Source organism: Enterocloster alcoholdehydrogenati, assembly GCF_013282095.1.
Lineage (GTDB): Bacteria > Bacillota > Clostridia > Lachnospirales > Lachnospiraceae > Enterocloster > Enterocloster alcoholdehydrogenati.
On the sequence record NZ_BLTJ01000018.1, the window covers coordinates 24568 to 38087 of the forward strand.

Annotated in this window: 19 protein-coding genes and 1 pseudogene; 6 read left to right on the forward strand and 14 right to left on the reverse strand. The window is 49.3% G+C overall.

Annotated elements, in window-relative coordinates:
• The first annotated feature begins 13 nt into the window (after positions 1–13).
• The 5 genes from rlmN to HW447_RS16340 all read left to right on the forward strand — a co-directional run bounded on the left by rlmN (position 14) and on the right by HW447_RS16340 (position 4517).
• Positions 14–997, forward strand: coding sequence for a 23S rRNA (adenine(2503)-C(2))-methyltransferase RlmN (rlmN, locus tag HW447_RS16320; protein ID WP_002584956.1), 984 nt, complete (start codon positions 14–16; stop codon positions 995–997).
• A gap of 473 nt (positions 998–1470) precedes the next feature.
• Complete coding sequence (locus HW447_RS16325) at positions 1471–1908, forward strand: sigma-70 family RNA polymerase sigma factor (RefSeq protein WP_002604474.1); 438 nt, start codon at positions 1471–1473, stop codon at positions 1906–1908.
• Positions 1892–2134 carry a helix-turn-helix domain-containing protein gene (locus HW447_RS16330; protein ID WP_002604473.1) on the forward strand — a complete coding sequence of 81 codons (243 nt, stop codon included), beginning with the start codon at positions 1892–1894 and terminating at the stop codon, positions 2132–2134. The genes HW447_RS16325 and HW447_RS16330 overlap by 17 nt, the downstream gene beginning before the upstream one ends.
• A 458-nt stretch (positions 2135–2592) precedes the next feature.
• Entirely contained in the window at positions 2593–2766 is a 174-nt protein-coding gene (locus HW447_RS16335) for a transposon-encoded TnpW family protein (protein ID WP_002604472.1), read from the forward strand.
• A gap of 77 nt (positions 2767–2843) precedes the next feature.
• Positions 2844–4517 carry a recombinase family protein gene (locus tag HW447_RS16340; protein ID WP_002604471.1) on the forward strand — a complete coding sequence of 558 codons (1674 nt, stop codon included), beginning with the start codon at positions 2844–2846 and terminating at the stop codon, positions 4515–4517.
• A 7-nt stretch (positions 4518–4524) separates the two neighbouring features.
• On the opposite strand, the pseudogene HW447_RS16345 reads toward HW447_RS16340, so the two are convergent.
• From HW447_RS16345 to HW447_RS16375, 7 genes and pseudogenes are all read right to left on the reverse strand, one after another.
• Positions 4525–4710, reverse strand: a pseudogene (locus tag HW447_RS16345) (recombinase family protein); the annotation flags it as partial.
• A gap of 110 nt (positions 4711–4820) precedes the next feature.
• Positions 4821–5030 (reverse strand): transposon-encoded TnpW family protein, encoded by a 210-nt coding sequence (locus HW447_RS16350; RefSeq protein WP_176256140.1) that lies wholly within the window; start codon positions 5028–5030, stop codon positions 4821–4823.
• Positions 5027–5881, reverse strand: coding sequence for an ATP-binding protein (locus HW447_RS16355; RefSeq protein WP_176256141.1), 855 nt, complete (start codon positions 5879–5881; stop codon positions 5027–5029). Before HW447_RS16355 ends, HW447_RS16350 begins: the two co-directional genes overlap by 4 nt.
• On the reverse strand, positions 5878–6618 hold the full coding sequence (locus HW447_RS16360) for a replication initiator protein A (RefSeq protein WP_176256142.1): 741 nt from the start codon (positions 6616–6618) through the stop codon (positions 5878–5880). The genes HW447_RS16355 and HW447_RS16360 overlap by 4 nt, the downstream gene beginning before the upstream one ends.
• A gap of 330 nt (positions 6619–6948) precedes the next feature.
• A complete protein-coding gene (locus HW447_RS18510; protein ID WP_408609681.1) occupies positions 6949–7134 on the reverse strand; it encodes a cysteine-rich VLP protein in 186 nt (61 codons plus the stop codon).
• Positions 7124–8752 (reverse strand): relaxase/mobilization nuclease domain-containing protein, encoded by a 1629-nt coding sequence (locus tag HW447_RS16370; RefSeq protein ID WP_176256143.1) that lies wholly within the window; start codon positions 8750–8752, stop codon positions 7124–7126. Before HW447_RS16370 ends, HW447_RS18510 begins: the two co-directional genes overlap by 11 nt.
• Positions 8724–9122 carry a plasmid mobilization protein gene (locus HW447_RS16375; RefSeq protein ID WP_176256144.1) on the reverse strand — a complete coding sequence of 133 codons (399 nt, stop codon included), beginning with the start codon at positions 9120–9122 and terminating at the stop codon, positions 8724–8726. Before HW447_RS16375 ends, HW447_RS16370 begins: the two co-directional genes overlap by 29 nt.
• Positions 9123–9403: 281 nt before the next feature.
• Between HW447_RS16375 and HW447_RS16380 the strand changes: the two genes are divergently transcribed.
• Entirely contained in the window at positions 9404–9652 is a 249-nt protein-coding gene (locus tag HW447_RS16380) for a hypothetical protein (protein ID WP_176256132.1), read from the forward strand.
• A gap of 14 nt (positions 9653–9666) precedes the next feature.
• Here HW447_RS16380 and HW447_RS16385 read toward each other — a convergent pair whose 3' ends face one another.
• From HW447_RS16385 to HW447_RS16415, 7 genes are all read right to left on the reverse strand, one after another.
• A complete protein-coding gene (locus HW447_RS16385; RefSeq protein WP_005921702.1) occupies positions 9667–10011 on the reverse strand; it encodes a hypothetical protein in 345 nt (114 codons plus the stop codon).
• Between the two features lie 62 nt (positions 10012–10073).
• Entirely contained in the window at positions 10074–10274 is a 201-nt protein-coding gene (locus HW447_RS16390; protein ID WP_176256145.1) for a helix-turn-helix domain-containing protein, read from the reverse strand.
• A complete protein-coding gene (locus HW447_RS16395) occupies positions 10267–10710 on the reverse strand; it encodes a sigma-70 family RNA polymerase sigma factor (RefSeq protein WP_176256146.1) in 444 nt (147 codons plus the stop codon). Before HW447_RS16395 ends, HW447_RS16390 begins: the two co-directional genes overlap by 8 nt.
• 162 nt (positions 10711–10872) lie before the next feature.
• Positions 10873–11457: a DUF2812 domain-containing protein gene (locus HW447_RS16400; RefSeq protein ID WP_176256147.1), complete on the reverse strand. Its 585-nt coding sequence runs from the start codon at positions 11455–11457 to the stop codon at positions 10873–10875.
• The gene (locus HW447_RS16405; RefSeq protein WP_176256148.1) at positions 11454–11777 is read right to left on the reverse strand and encodes a PadR family transcriptional regulator; all 324 of its coding nucleotides are present in this window, start codon (positions 11775–11777) and stop codon (positions 11454–11456) included. Before HW447_RS16405 ends, HW447_RS16400 begins: the two co-directional genes overlap by 4 nt.
• Before the next feature lie 177 nt (positions 11778–11954).
• Positions 11955–12095: a Maff2 family mobile element protein gene (locus HW447_RS16410; protein WP_024729650.1), complete on the reverse strand. Its 141-nt coding sequence runs from the start codon at positions 12093–12095 to the stop codon at positions 11955–11957.
• 98 nt (positions 12096–12193) lie between these two features.
• Positions 12194–13520 (reverse strand): VirD4-like conjugal transfer protein, CD1115 family (locus tag HW447_RS16415; RefSeq protein WP_243176329.1); only part of this gene is annotated, 1327 nt, incomplete at its 5' end.

The following is a 13520-nucleotide window of genomic DNA, read 5'->3' on the forward strand; positions in this document are numbered from 1 at the left end:
AAAGGATATAAAAATGAAACGTTTACCTAAATATACGCCTGCGGAAGTACGGAATGATCCATACGGATTTACTTACAAAGAAATGTCGGAAGTTATTGGCGAGAATGAAGCAAAAGCCTTATATGAAGAATTATATAAGCAATTACCACGCAAAAAAAATCTATCAATGTTGGTAAAAAATATTTGCAAAAGCAGTGATACTGAAAAGTATGTTTACGAACTGAAAGACAACAAATACATTGAAACGGTTTTTATCAAGCGGCGAGATGGTGGAACTGTTTGCGTGAGCACACAAGTCGGTTGTCCTGTTGGTTGTATTTTTTGTGAGTCCGGGCGAAATGGCTTTGTTCGTAATCTAACATCGTCAGAAATCGTACAACAGATTATATTGTTGCGTCGAAAAGTAAACCGTATCGTTTTTATGGGTATGGGAGAGCCTTTATTCAATTATGACAACTTGATAAAAGCAATCCATATTCTCCGAGATAGATATGGGCTCAACTTTCCAACCGACGGCATTACCATATCAACAGTTGGTCCGGTCGATCAATTAAAAAAATTGCGCGAGGAACATCTTAAAATTCAGTTGACAATATCTTTACACGCAGCAACACAATCTGCAAGAAATCGTATTATTCCTCACATGCGCATATATGCTATTGAAGATGTTGTTAAGCAAGCCTTATCCTATTCTGAAAGGCATAATCGCAAAATTGTCTTTGCGTATTTGCTTTTACCGGGTATAAATGACCGGCCCTCAGATGTAAGACAACTTGCAAAATGGTTTCGGGGCAAAAAAGTTATGATTAACGTGTTACAATACAACCCAACAAGCAATTCAAGAATTAAAGCACCACAGAAACGGGAAATAGTTGCATTCAAACATCAATTAGAGCAAGCAGGACTTGAAGTTACTATGAGAGTTTCTCATGGCAGAGAGATTAACGCGGCTTGTGGACAGTTAGCTAACACATATAATAAATTCAAAAAAAAATGATTAAAAGTGCCAGACGCATAGACGCAGAGCCGATAACGCATTAGGTCAAAAAACCTATGTGTTATCGGCTTTTTTATTTAATATTGCGCAAAAGCCGCTGTTCCCTATTATAGAATGGATTGCGGGTAGTGTATTAAAGTCGCCCTTTTTTAAGGATACGGCGGTATCGGGGAGGTATCGCCGTGTCCATTTTTATTTACTGTAACCCGCCTAATGCTTTGCGGTCAAAAAAAGCTATGCTCCGCAAGCGGGATATTCCGGCTATGAATGTGAACTGTCAATACATTTAGCTACTGCTTACATTTCCTTTGCGCCCGTCCGCGTCTTGCGGACGGGCGCATTTTGCTTTTTTCAACTTTTTTCTGAAAAGCGCACTCAAGAGCCATCTCCCGAACGGGTACGGAGCGAAAGGGGCAGAGAGGACAAGCCCTTAACTCCCGTCCTCTACTCCACGCGGGAAGGAGGTGAACTCTATGGAGCTATCTTCTTCCGACAAGGAAAGAATACAACATCAGTACGACGCATTAGCAAAGAAAACTTTGGTCGGCGAAGCGAAAAGCCACCGCCGCACTCTTGCGAAACGCGCAGCACGCGAAGTTACTTTTTCGGATTTGAGCGAAAGCGAACTCGCGCAGCTTTTCACAACGGACGAATACGAAAGCGATTATTTCCGTTTTCAAGTGTCCGGCTTTGATGTACTCGTCAAAAATGAACTGCTTGCCGAAGCCCTTAACGCTTTGCCCGAAAGGAAACGCGACATTATCCTTTTGTCCTACTTCTTGGATATGAGCGACGCGGAAATTGGCGAACTGCTGAATGTTGTACGCACGACGGTTTTCCGGCACAGGAAATCCGCGCTTGCGAAAATCAAACAGTATTTGGAGGGAAAAGCAGATGATGAATACCGTTAGGAAGTCTGAAAATCTGTTGCCGTTCCCTGTCATTTCCGCAGCGGCAAACGGCGACACAACCGCCATGTGCGCGATCTTGAAGCACTACGAGGGTTACATAGCGAAACTTTGTACCCGCACGCTGAAAGACGACGCGGGCAATACCTATTCCTATGTGGACGAGGAAATGCGTAACAGGCTGCAAGTGCGCCTTATTACCCGCACCCTTGCTTTTCATGTAGGATAATCTTTTAGCCCATGCGGGGAGCGTGTCCCCTTTCCACGCTTCCCGTTATGGGCTATTTGTCGTTCCGCAAAAGCATATCCGCTGTTGATGTGCTTTTGCAGGCCGACAAAGCCTATTGTTCTTTGACAAAGAAAGCGGCCTTTGGTGCGCAGCATAACAGGCAAACGGGTACATTCCGTCTGTACCGAGCCAGTCGGCGGGTACGCCATGACAGCTTTTCCCCATAGGGGAAAAGCCGAGCGAGAACTACCGCGCCGTAAAACAGGTTTAGCAGCTTGTGGGCGACGACATACAAGGCGGCACAATGATACTCCCGCGTTGAACACCCTCAAAGTATTGCGCGGCGCACCCATAAGCATGGGCCGGGGTGAAACTCCCGTGAGGTTGCAGCTAACAACCGCCCGTTTTTGCCTTTTGACGAATATAGTTTATCCATACAGGAAAAGGAGGTTTTTCTAATGGATAAAAAACAGACAATTACAACCGAACGCAAAATAGGGAAAATCACCTATCTTGTTCAAGCGTTGCCGAGTGAAAAGGCAACCGATACAATCCATAAAAAGATTGAGAAACTCATTGTAAAGGATTTGCAGAAAAAGCCCGGAAATCCGGGATTTTTAGCGTCCGAGTAGTGCATTAGGCGGCGGGATATGGTATAATGATAGCAACACATTATACCTGTTTATTCGGCTGTCGGAAAGGAGGACTAATGTTACAGTCGAATAAAATCACCGCCCTTTACTGCCGTTTAAGTCAAGAGGATATGCAAGCCGGAGAAAGCGGAAGCATACAGCACCAAAAAATGATACTTCAACGCTATGCGGACGAACACCATTTTTTGAACACAAAGTTTTTTGTGGACGACGGATTTTCCGGCGTGAGTTTTGAGCGCGAGGGGCTGCAAGCGATGTTGCAGGAAGTGGAAGCCGGACGAGTGGCGACGGTCATTACCAAAGACCTTTCCCGTCTTGGCAGAAACTATCTGAAAACGGGCGAACTCATAGAGATTGTATTTCCCGAAAACGGAGTACGCTATATCGCGATCAACGACGGAGTTGACACAGCGCGGGAGGATAACGAGTTTACCCCCTTGCGGAACTGGTTTAACGAGTTTTACGCCCGCGACACAAGCAAGAAAATCCGCGCAGTTAAACAGGCACAGGCGCAAAAAGGCGAGCGCGTCAACGGGGAATATCCATACGGCTATATCCCAGACCCGAACAACCGCCACCACCTTATACCCGACCCGGAAACCGCGCCGATTGTCAAACAGGTTTTCGCTATGTTTGTTAGCGGCGTGCGTATGTGCGAAATCCAAAAATGGCTTGCGGAAAACAAAGTCTTGACGATTGGAGCGTTGCGCTATCAGCGTACAGGACAGGCGCGGTATCAGCGGGCAATGATCGCCCCCTATACTTGGCCGGACAAAACGCTCTATGACATATTAGCAAGGCAGGAATATTTAGGGCATACCATAACCGCGAAAACTCACAAGGTATCCTACAAGTCGAAAAAGACCCGGAAGAACGAAGAAGAACAACGCTATTTCTTCCCAAACACCCATGAGCCGCTTGTTGACGAGGAAACCTTTGAACTTGCGCAAAAGCGGATTGCTACCCGCCACCGCCCGACAAAAGCAGCGGAGATTGATATTTTTTCCGGCTTGCTGTTTTGCGCTGGTTGCAGACATAAGATGTATTACCAACAGGGCGTAAATATCGAGCCGCGCAAGTTTTCCTATTCTTGCGGCGCATGGCGCAACAGGGCAAGGACAGGCAGCGAGTGTACCTCTCATTATATCCGCAAAAACGTACTTCTTGATTTAGTGCTGGAAGATATGCGGCGGGTTTTGCGGTATGTTAAGGAACACGAACAGGACTTTATCTGTAAAGCTACCGAGTACGGCGACATGGAAGCGAGAAAGGCATTAGCGCAGCAGCAAAAGGAACTTTTCAAAGCACAGGCGCGTATGACCGAACTTGACACGCTTTTCCGCAAGCTGTATGAGGACAACGCATTAGGCAGACTGACAGATGAACGGTTTGTGTTTCTAACTTCCGGCTATGAGGACGAAAAGAAATCCCTTGCCGCAAGGATAGACGAGTTACAACAGCAGATCGCAACCGTTACCGAGCGAAAAAGGGATATATCAAGGTTTATTCAGATTGTCGGGAAATACAGCGACATACAGGAATTGACCTATGAAAACGTCCATGAGTTTATCGACCGTATTTTGATACATGAATTAGACCGGGAAACCAACACCCGGAAAATCGAAATCCATTATAGCTTTGTCGGACAGGTTGATACCGAGCAGGAGCCGACGCAAGTTGTCAACCATGACCGCCGCAACATGGTAGATGTAAAAAGTATCGCTATCTAACCCCAGCAAAGTTTGCGCCGGAATAACCGTCGTCGGTGTACCAGCGCAGATTAGTAAAGCCGTTCTGCTTGGCGTAGGTTTCCAAAATCCGCTTTTGGTTGGAAATGGAATTGCTTTCGCCTTGCAGTTCGTCCTCATGGGACAGTCTTGGGTAAAGGGCGGTAATGAGTTGCTTGGTGGTCTGTCTTAACATAAATTCCTCCGTTTCCGACAGCCAGCCCCACTATTCCGTACCTTGATTGTACCACATGGGGCAGCTGTCTGTATAGCGGCAAAAGCGTCAAAATGCTTCCTTATGCGCTGTCAAAATGCCAGTTTTTCTTGTGGGGCTTCCCGTCTGCTTCCGGGCAGGCTGCTTTCTGCTTCCAGCACTTTCATCATCTTGTCGGCGGCGGTAGCGGTGGTGTCCTCCTTGAAGTAGCCGGAAACCACAAGGACGGTGTTTCCCATGCGTACCTCGGTCACGCAGTCCGGGCGGCGGGCAGGGCGTTTGTTTCTTTGGGTGTTGGTCATAGACAAATCTCCTTTCCTGCAAGCAGCCGTTTCAGCCGTTCCATTTTTCCCTGTGCAGCGGCTTTCCTCAAGTTCTCCCCGGTAAAGCAGAGAGGGGAACACATTTCCAGCAGGCGGTCATAAATCCGGGCGTGGGCGGTGTCCTCCGGGTGCTGCAATTCCTCCAGCGTGAGGTTGGTCGTCACAATCAGCGGCTTCCTGCTCCGGTATCGGCTGTCAATTACGTTGTAGACCTGTTCCAGACCGTATTCTGTGCCACGCTCCATTCCAAAATCATCAATGATGAGCAGAGGGAAGCTGCAAAGGCGGGAAATGTATTCATTCCTGCCTGCAAAGCTGGCGGCAAGGTCACCCAGTATCGTCGCAAAGTTTGTCATACACACCGGGACTTCCTGCTCCATGAGGGCGTTTGCAATGCACCCGGCAAAATAGCTTTTTCCAGTGCCCACCCTGCCCCACAAGAGCAGACCGTAGTTCCCGTCCTTTATCTGTTCCCAGCCTGCCACATATCCGGCGGCGTTCTTCATCTGCGGGCAGCTTCCGTTATCGTTGGCAAACGTCCAGTCCTGCATGGTCTTGTCTGTAAATCCCTGCCGTTTCAGCCGTTCCACCGTTTCAAGGTGGCTGCGCTGCTTCTCGGCGGCTTCCCGTTCCTTACGGGCTGCCCTCTGGCAGTCGCACTCTGCCGGGTGGCGGTCACGCCCGAAAAGGGTTTTGCCCTCCGGGAAATAGGCTTCTTTGGGTTTGTGGCATTTGCCGCAGTATAACAGCCCGTCCTCCCCGGTGTAATCCTCCGGCTCGGCTGTGGTGTCGGTCATGGGTAGCATGGTGTTGTGGATTGTATCGGTCATAGGCTTTCTCCCTCCTTGAATGAATAGTCTGGTATGCCTTTCTTTGGCTTCTCTTTTGCAGCGTCCTCCTGCGCCCACTTGTAAATGGTGGCTGCATGGCTTTTGTACTGCTTCCCGGTGGAAGCGATATGGCAGGAAAGACGGTCAAGGTAATACTCCCACTTGCCGGGGAAGTCCTTTTCCAGTTCCAAAAGGTCTGCGTCAGAAAGGAATACGTTTTTATATCTGCCATAAGCGGCGGGGGGCTGCCCCTCACTCACTCTTTTTGTTTGGCTCTCTATTAGGTTGTTTATATTAGTTTGGTTAGGGGACGGTTTTCCGACCGTCATAAGGTCAGTTTTCCGGCTGTCAGTTGTTCGCTTTTCTGCCCCTATGAGGGTCGGTTTTCTGTCCGTCAGTTGGTCGGAAAACTGTACCACTGGAACAGACGGCACTTTCACATAAAGGCGGTTGGCACAAGAAAAGCCCGCCCGCCTGCGCTCTACCAACCCCGCAGCGTCCAGTTCGTTCAGTGCGCCCTTTATGGTGGTGCAGCCTTTCTTCATCGTTTCCGCTATCTCTGCTATGGGGTAGACAATATATATCCGCCCCTCGCTGTCCTGCCAGCCGTTCTTCTTGGAAAGTGTGGAACGGTCTAGCAGCAGCGAATATAACACTCTGGCGGTATGGGATATCTCTGTTTTCAGCAGGAAACGGGGATAAGGCAGGTAGGCGGGCAGCTCCGTTTCTGCGGTCATATAATCAGCGATAGGTTTTCCCTCCTTTGTCGTGTCTGTCTGTGGGTTCTGTTACGCTTTTAGAGGGCGTTTTCGGGGGAAAAGGATAAATGTATCACGCACCCTTTGACACCCTCCCCAAAAGCCTTGATTTATGCGGGTTTGAAATGCCCTAAAGCGTGACATTTCTCCCTTTGTTTCCGCTTTCTCGCAGCGGCTTTCATTTTCTTCATGCGTCCGGCGCAATCCGGGCAGTATTTCCCCCGGTTGGATTTGGGGAAGAAGAACGCCCCGCAGACAGCGCAGCGTTTCCGGCTTCCCCGGCGCATGAGGGCGGCTTCCAGTGCTTCATCAAGGGGCAGGACGGCGACGGTAAACCAGCGGCAGAGCAGCGAATAGCTGATACTCTGCACACACGCAAGGCTCGCCGTCCTCCAACAGCAGGCAGTTCCCGCTGTCATAGTTGCAGCACTCATGCACAAGGCGGCGGGCTGCCCGGTACTGGCGGTAGTCCATGCGGGGGATATTACCGTTCATGGCTCTGCTCCTTTCTGTGCTGCGGCTCGCTCCGGCGTAGTAACTGGTCGATATTGCCCTTGACCGTCTGAAGCTGCCGGACACGCTCTTTTTTCTCCCGGTACTGGCAGTAGAGGGCGTTTTTCTCGGTGGTTAGCTGCTCAATCTCGGCTTGCAGGTCTTTCCGGGCGGGCAGCTTCTTGGTATAGCCCTGCTCCTTGAAGTACCGGACAGCTGCATCTGCAATGAGAAAATCACTTTCATGCTGCTCCCGGTAGGCTTGGCGGGCTTTATCCGATTTCTGCGCCTTTAGCCCCTCCCGGACAAGCTTGGTCTTTGCAAAGGCGAATATCTGCCGCCGCAGTTCCTTTTTGCCGGATAAGGTGCTTTCCAGTGTTTTCAGCTTGGCGGTAGTGTCCTGCAATCCGGCGCAGGCTTCTGTGAGAGCGGCTTCCATTTCTTCCAGAGAGGAAAAGCCGGACTGCTCATAAACGGCAAGGGAAGCTGCCGCCTGCTTCAAGTTGTGGAGTGCCGCCCACCTTTCATAACCCCGTCCCTTGCCCTCGACTTTCTTAGCTTCTATGTCAACCATGCGCTGTATGCCGTCATGGTTCGGGGCGGTTTTGACGGTTTTTCCCCTCTGTAACGGCTCTTTGACAGCGGCAGGGTATCCGGCTATGGCTGCGGTCTGTTCGGCGGCTCTGTGGGCGTTTTTCTCTAACATGGCAAGGACAGCGGTACGGTCAAAATCGTCCCCCAGCTTCCGGGCGGTAATGGGCTTGGTTCTGTCCGGCGAAAGATAGGACAGCCGCCCCCGCCTCTCCTTGACCGTCACACCCTCCCGCAAAAGCAGGGAAGAAAACTCGTCAAAGCTGGAAGCATGGGAAAGAGCCTGCCGGATTGTCCGGCGCAGCGTTTCCTTGTCCGTTTCAAACTTGGTCTGCCGGGGTGCAATACCGTCCGCAATCATAGTCGCATTGATTTTATCAAGGGCAAGCTGTCCATTTTTCTGCGCCCGGTATTCCCGGTCTGTTATGCGGTTCTTACTGCCGTTCAAGAGGTCGATTTGGTAAAGTCCCTCCCGGTGGCACATCTCCATGACTTCGGCTTTGAAATGGCGCAGGGCGGTGTCCGTACAGCGGTGCTTGCAGCCCTCCCTTGTGTCGGCAGGTCGCTCCATGTAGGGCAGGAACGGGACTTCGGAAATCCGCATGGAGTTGATAACGATATGCACATGAATGTTTCCGCTGCCGTTATGCCCGTCCGGGTGGGTGCATACAATGGCTTGGTGTCCGGGGAAATGTTCCCGGAAAAATTCCTCGCCTAACGCCTGCGCCCGGTCGGAAGTCAAACCGTTGTCTGTGCCGTCCCGCGGGTCAAAGCTGATGATATAGTGGTGGCTTTTTACGTCCTCTTTTCTTTGGTTCTTCCCATAGCGGAGATTGGCTCGCATACAAGCGACAGCAAAATCCTCCTCCTCGCAGTTAAGGGAAGAAATGCGGTAATCCTCCCTTGGTATCAGCCGCCCGTTTTCATCAAGGACGGGCTTCATGGTAAACTCGTCATGCTGGAACAGCAGATACTTTTCGGCTGCCCCGTAGTCTGCATTTTTAGAGCTGAAATGTTTGAGTATCGCCAACCACTCCACCTACTTTCTGCAAGACTTCATACTTGAGGGCTGCCAGTTCCGCAGCCGTCCCCCTTAGTTCCTTTGCAAGCTGGGGATAGGGTGCGCCGTACTCGTTCAGACAGCGGGCAATCTGATTTAGGTTGCCACCGATTTTCCCATACTCCGCAGCCAGCTTCCCGACAGCGGAAAGCAGTTCATCATTGACCGCCGATACATGGATAACGGGGCGTATGGCTGCCCGCCGGATTGCCTGCCGCAAAAACTCTGACTGGCTGATACCATAGGGGGCAAGCCGCTTCGTGAAGTCGGCGTATTCTTCATCAGACAGCCGCGTCTTGATGACATGGCTGCGGTGTGGCGTGTTGTATCTCTTTCGCATGGTGCAAGACCTCCTTTCTGTTGCCGCATGGACGCGGCGATAATGGGCGGCGTAAGCCGCATAAGCAGGGTTTGGGGAAGGCACTCCCCAACAAGTTTCCCGCAGGGGCAAAATGAGCGGTAAGCGAATTTTGGTACTGTGGTAGAAACTTGCTCTAAGAAACTGCCGGACTGCCGTTCACTTCCTACTGCCACTTTTTCGGGAAATCATAACCAACTTTTTCATAAAAGGCTGCGGGCGGGCGTTCTCCCCTTACTCCATACAAACCACAAAAAGGCAGAATGGACGGACTTTCCGGCAAGAACTTTTCCGGCGGCGTAGTCTTTCCCGACAATAAGGCGTTTCGGAAGCTGCGTTCTGCCCGCTGTTTGATAGAAAGCGGGAAATTTCCTTGCTCACATACCAGTACCGACACTTTCCCGATTTGCCAAAAATGGGCGCAAAAAAGCAGCAAATCTTTTTCAGACTTACTGCTTCATGTGCCGCTGCGGGGCGGCGGGATATTCAGTTTTTATGGTTGTTTAGTGTGACAAACTGGGAGTTGTTATTCTATACGAACATTGACGGGGCTCACTGTAAGTTCTCCAATGCCTTCCACTCTGTACCATTTTCCTCGCTCAAGTTTAATTGTATCGCCTACCCTAGAAGTAATGTAACCTATTACATAAGTTTCTCCGCTTTCAATATCCGTAAATACAACATCTGTATCAGCAGTACCAGTAACTTTTACCTTTCCGCCAACAGGCTGTATCTGTTCGCTTTTCACTATCTCACCACCTGAAAGGGTGAAAGTGTGCATCTTAATATAGCTGTTATAACTTATGCCGATTATGATGACAGCAAGTGGGATTGCAACTCCCAGCGCTCGTTTCAACCGTTTCTTATCCATCTATTACACCTCCCCAGAATTATAATTTGTTAAAATGATTTTATCATATCATCAATCCAAACTCAACGGTCAAGACGGAACTTGAACAGGCTTTCAATCAGCTTTGTTCTGATGTAGTCCTCCATATCAGAGTTATAATAGCCGTTCATCTTGGAGAAGTAACGAATATATCCGGCGTAGCGGTCAAGGACAGCTTGTATTGCTATGGGGTCGCCCTCATGTGCCTTTACAATAGTGTCATAGGGGAGAAGTCGCTCACTCATGGGACAGCACCTCCATTTCCTCTTTCAGCCGCTTCAAGGCAAGTTGGATATGCCGCCCGATTGTGCTGCGTGTCCAGCCGCTTTGTTCTCCGATTTCTTTCTGCGTCAAGTGCTTGAAGTAATACAAAAAGATTTCCTCCTGCGTCTGTTCTGGCAGCCCGGCAAGAGCCGCCGCAAGGGAGCAGCTATCTAAAAGTATCGTCTTCCCCCGGACAGAGAACGGATAAGTTTCGCCATAGTCCGGCACTTGAAAATACTCGTCTGTGGTACTGAACGGGACAAACTTTTCTTCGGTCAAGTATTCAAGGGAGATTTCTCGTTTCCACCTCGCCGCCAGCATACGGGCAGCGTCAAAGGACGCATGGCGAATAACAATCCGACAATAGGCGTCATGGGTATAGCGGATATGCTCTTGATAGGCTTCGTATTCAGTCATGAAAAATCCCCCTTTCTTCGATTATGGGAAAGGGCGGCAGCACTTTTTGCTGTCGCCCCTTGATTACCCACCAGCAAGGACAGACGGGGCTGTCAACGGTGGGTGCAGCCCATTTACTTGCCGTTGACTGGCTCGGCTGGATTTGCTATTTATAGTTCATTATCATTCTTGTGTTTTTGCTTCTTGTCTGTTGTGCATGATTTGTATTTGATATACAAGAACGGGAATCAGAGAAATCAAAGCAAGCACACCAAAAACAATCGAATGATTTATAACTGCAAATATTGCAAACATAAGCAGTATCAACAACCATGGATTACGCAGATTTCTGTAATAGTTTTCCTTGTCCTCATAGGAAGTATGAAGTTCAAACGGCTTTCCATCATTCTCTTTTTCTACAATCAACAATTCACGGTTGAAGGTTGTAGTGTTGGTCGCAATGCGTCCGCCTTTTTCAGCCCATGGACGCCAACGCACCTTACCGACAGAATAGTTAAGATTGATATTTTTGAAAAATACCTTATAGCCCATATCTTCCAAAAAGAGGGAATAGTCTTTTGCATTCTCTTTCGATTTTTCTCCGATAAATTCTACACAGTATTTTACTTCATTAGGTTTACATTCTTCAAACTCATATAACATTTTCCCCGCTCGAATAAGACGATAGCCCTTCTCCGACATTTTATTCAGCCAATTCGCCTGTGCATTCAACAGACCACCAAAAAAATGATAACATTTTTTACTCATACTGTACCTCCAATAATTCCACTTGCAACCTCTACAAGTTCATTAAGCCTTACAAGTTCTTTTTTCGCAACTTCTTTTCCCAGTGAGGTAATGATGTATTCTTTTTTTCTACCTTCACAATCTCCGCAAGGCTTAATCCATTCCTTTTCCTGCAAAGAGTTTAGCGCACCATACAAAGTGCCTGCTCCCAATGAAAGCCGCCCACCTGTTTTTTCTTCAATAAATTGCATGACAGCATATCCATGTTTTGGAGCATAGAGAGAAAGTAAAATGTAAAATGTCACTTCTGTAAGCGCACCACCTTTCATATTATCACGCATTGTTTATCCTCCTTATTACGGTTACTGTAATAAATATATCACTAACCGTAATAGAAGTCAACAGCGTTCAAAGAAATTTGGAAATATGAAAATGAAGCAACAACATCTTGGTGTTACTGCTCCATTCTTATACGGTATAGCGGTAGCCTTGGCTGCCTTTGTCTTGGTTTAGCTTCTTTACCGCACATGAGCATTGGAACCTGGGTTGTCCGATCCATAGCCCTCCAGCAGATTGACAACGCCCCACACGCCAAGACCAGCACCGAGAGCCACAACAAGGGTCTGCAAAGTATCAATAGCGGAAGTGAAAAATTCCATAGAGCCTCCTTTTCTCCGGGGTATTCCCGGCCATGAAAAAAGCCGCCATTTCTGGCGGCGGGTTACATACTTCGGGACACTTTGTCCCAAAGCCCTGTTTATGCAAAGGCGTCCGGATCGTCGATGTCATCATAATTGAGGATGTCCTCGTCCTCGCTTGTGAGCCCATCGTCCGGCACAGCCACGGCATACACCTCACACAGCTCGTCCGGCCCGGGCCGCCTGCGGCGGTTGATAAGCCGGTCAAGGTCAAAGGCGTTTTTCTTTTTGTCGGCTTCAGCCGTATATCGGTAGTTCGGGTGCTTTTTCAAATCGTATTTTGGGGAATAGAACGGGGGCAGGCCCCGAAGCTGTAAAATGCACTTATCCCCGGGCATGGTCGCCAGTTCGCTGGGTGTCATCAGCTCCCGGCCCAGCCGCTGGTTATTTTGACTGTAGCTTTCCGACTGGCCACGGGAGCGGCTGTCCGTCTGCATGGAGATTGTAGCCTTACCCAGCCAGTTCTCGGATATTTCCTTGATGGTGCTGGCCTCCCGGCCTCCGAGGAATATCACACTGTCCATATTTCCCAAAATGGTTTCGGCGTGTTTATCGTAAATCGCCTTACACTGGGCCAACTGCTGATAGAACAGCGTCAGGCTGATCTCACGGGAACGGATGACAGCCACGATCTTTTCAAGCTGGGGAACCTGCCCTGTGTTGGCGGCCTCGTCCCACAGCACCCGTACATGGTGGGGCAGGCGGCCTCCGTGAACATTGTCGGCCCTCTCGCACAGCAGATTGAACATCTGCGAAAAGGCCAGAGCCACAAGGAAATTATAGGTTTGCGTAGTGTCCGAGATGATAAAGAACACCGCCGTTTTCCGATCCCCGATGCGGTCAAGCTCCAGCTCGTCATAGGCCATGACCTCCCGAAGCTGGGGGATGTCAAAGGGAGCCAGCCTTGCGCCGCAGGAAATAAGGATCGACTTCGCTGTTTTGCCGCTGGCCAGTTTGTACTTTTTATACTGCTTGACCGCAAAACAATCCGGCTTTCGTTTTTCCAGGCCCGCAAACATATAGTCCACGGCGTTCATAAAGTCCTCGTCATCCTCCTTGACCTCCATGCCGGAAATCATGTCAACCAATGTGTTCATGTTTCGATCTTCGGCGGGGCCCTCGAAAATGATATAGGCGATGAGGGCGCAGTAAAGCAGGGTTTCCGATTTTGTCCAGAATGGATCGCCTTCCTTGCCTTCGCCTTTTGTGTTGGAAATGAGAGCGTCCACAAATTTAAGGATGTCAGCCTCGTTCTTGATGTCGGGTAAGAGACTGGCATTACTGCCAGCCCCTCCCCTAAGAACCGTACGTGATAGTTTCCCGTCATACGGCTCAAGCCTATCATAAGGCCTCGTGTGAAACGAAACCCGGCTCAAATCAAGTAGT

Coding starts and splice junctions, on each gene's coding strand:
- rlmN (WP_002584956.1), top strand. CDS start 14: ATGAAACGTTTACCTAAATATACGCCTGCGGAAGTACGGAATGATCCA.
- HW447_RS16325 (WP_002604474.1), top strand. CDS start 1,471: ATGGAGCTATCTTCTTCCGACAAGGAAAGAATACAACATCAGTACGAC.
- HW447_RS16330 (WP_002604473.1), top strand. CDS start 1,892: ATGATGAATACCGTTAGGAAGTCTGAAAATCTGTTGCCGTTCCCTGTC.
- HW447_RS16335 (WP_002604472.1), top strand. CDS start 2,593: ATGGATAAAAAACAGACAATTACAACCGAACGCAAAATAGGGAAAATC.
- HW447_RS16340 (WP_002604471.1), top strand. CDS start 2,844: ATGTTACAGTCGAATAAAATCACCGCCCTTTACTGCCGTTTAAGTCAA.
- HW447_RS16350 (WP_176256140.1), bottom strand. CDS start 5,030: ATGACCAACACCCAAAGAAACAAACGCCCTGCCCGCCGCCCGGACTGC.
- HW447_RS16355 (WP_176256141.1), bottom strand. CDS start 5,881: ATGACCGATACAATCCACAACACCATGCTACCCATGACCGACACCACA.
- HW447_RS16360 (WP_176256142.1), bottom strand. CDS start 6,618: ATGACCGCAGAAACGGAGCTGCCCGCCTACCTGCCTTATCCCCGTTTC.
- HW447_RS18510 (WP_408609681.1), bottom strand. CDS start 7,134: ATGAACGGTAATATCCCCCGCATGGACTACCGCCAGTACCGGGCAGCC.
- HW447_RS16375 (WP_176256144.1), bottom strand. CDS start 9,122: ATGCGAAAGAGATACAACACGCCACACCGCAGCCATGTCATCAAGACG.
- HW447_RS16380 (WP_176256132.1), top strand. CDS start 9,404: ATGGACGGACTTTCCGGCAAGAACTTTTCCGGCGGCGTAGTCTTTCCC.
- HW447_RS16385 (WP_005921702.1), bottom strand. CDS start 10,011: ATGGATAAGAAACGGTTGAAACGAGCGCTGGGAGTTGCAATCCCACTT.
- HW447_RS16390 (WP_176256145.1), bottom strand. CDS start 10,274: ATGAGTGAGCGACTTCTCCCCTATGACACTATTGTAAAGGCACATGAG.
- HW447_RS16395 (WP_176256146.1), bottom strand. CDS start 10,710: ATGACTGAATACGAAGCCTATCAAGAGCATATCCGCTATACCCATGAC.
- HW447_RS16400 (WP_176256147.1), bottom strand. CDS start 11,457: ATGAGTAAAAAATGTTATCATTTTTTTGGTGGTCTGTTGAATGCACAG.
- HW447_RS16405 (WP_176256148.1), bottom strand. CDS start 11,777: ATGCGTGATAATATGAAAGGTGGTGCGCTTACAGAAGTGACATTTTAC.
- HW447_RS16410 (WP_024729650.1), bottom strand. CDS start 12,095: ATGGAATTTTTCACTTCCGCTATTGATACTTTGCAGACCCTTGTTGTG.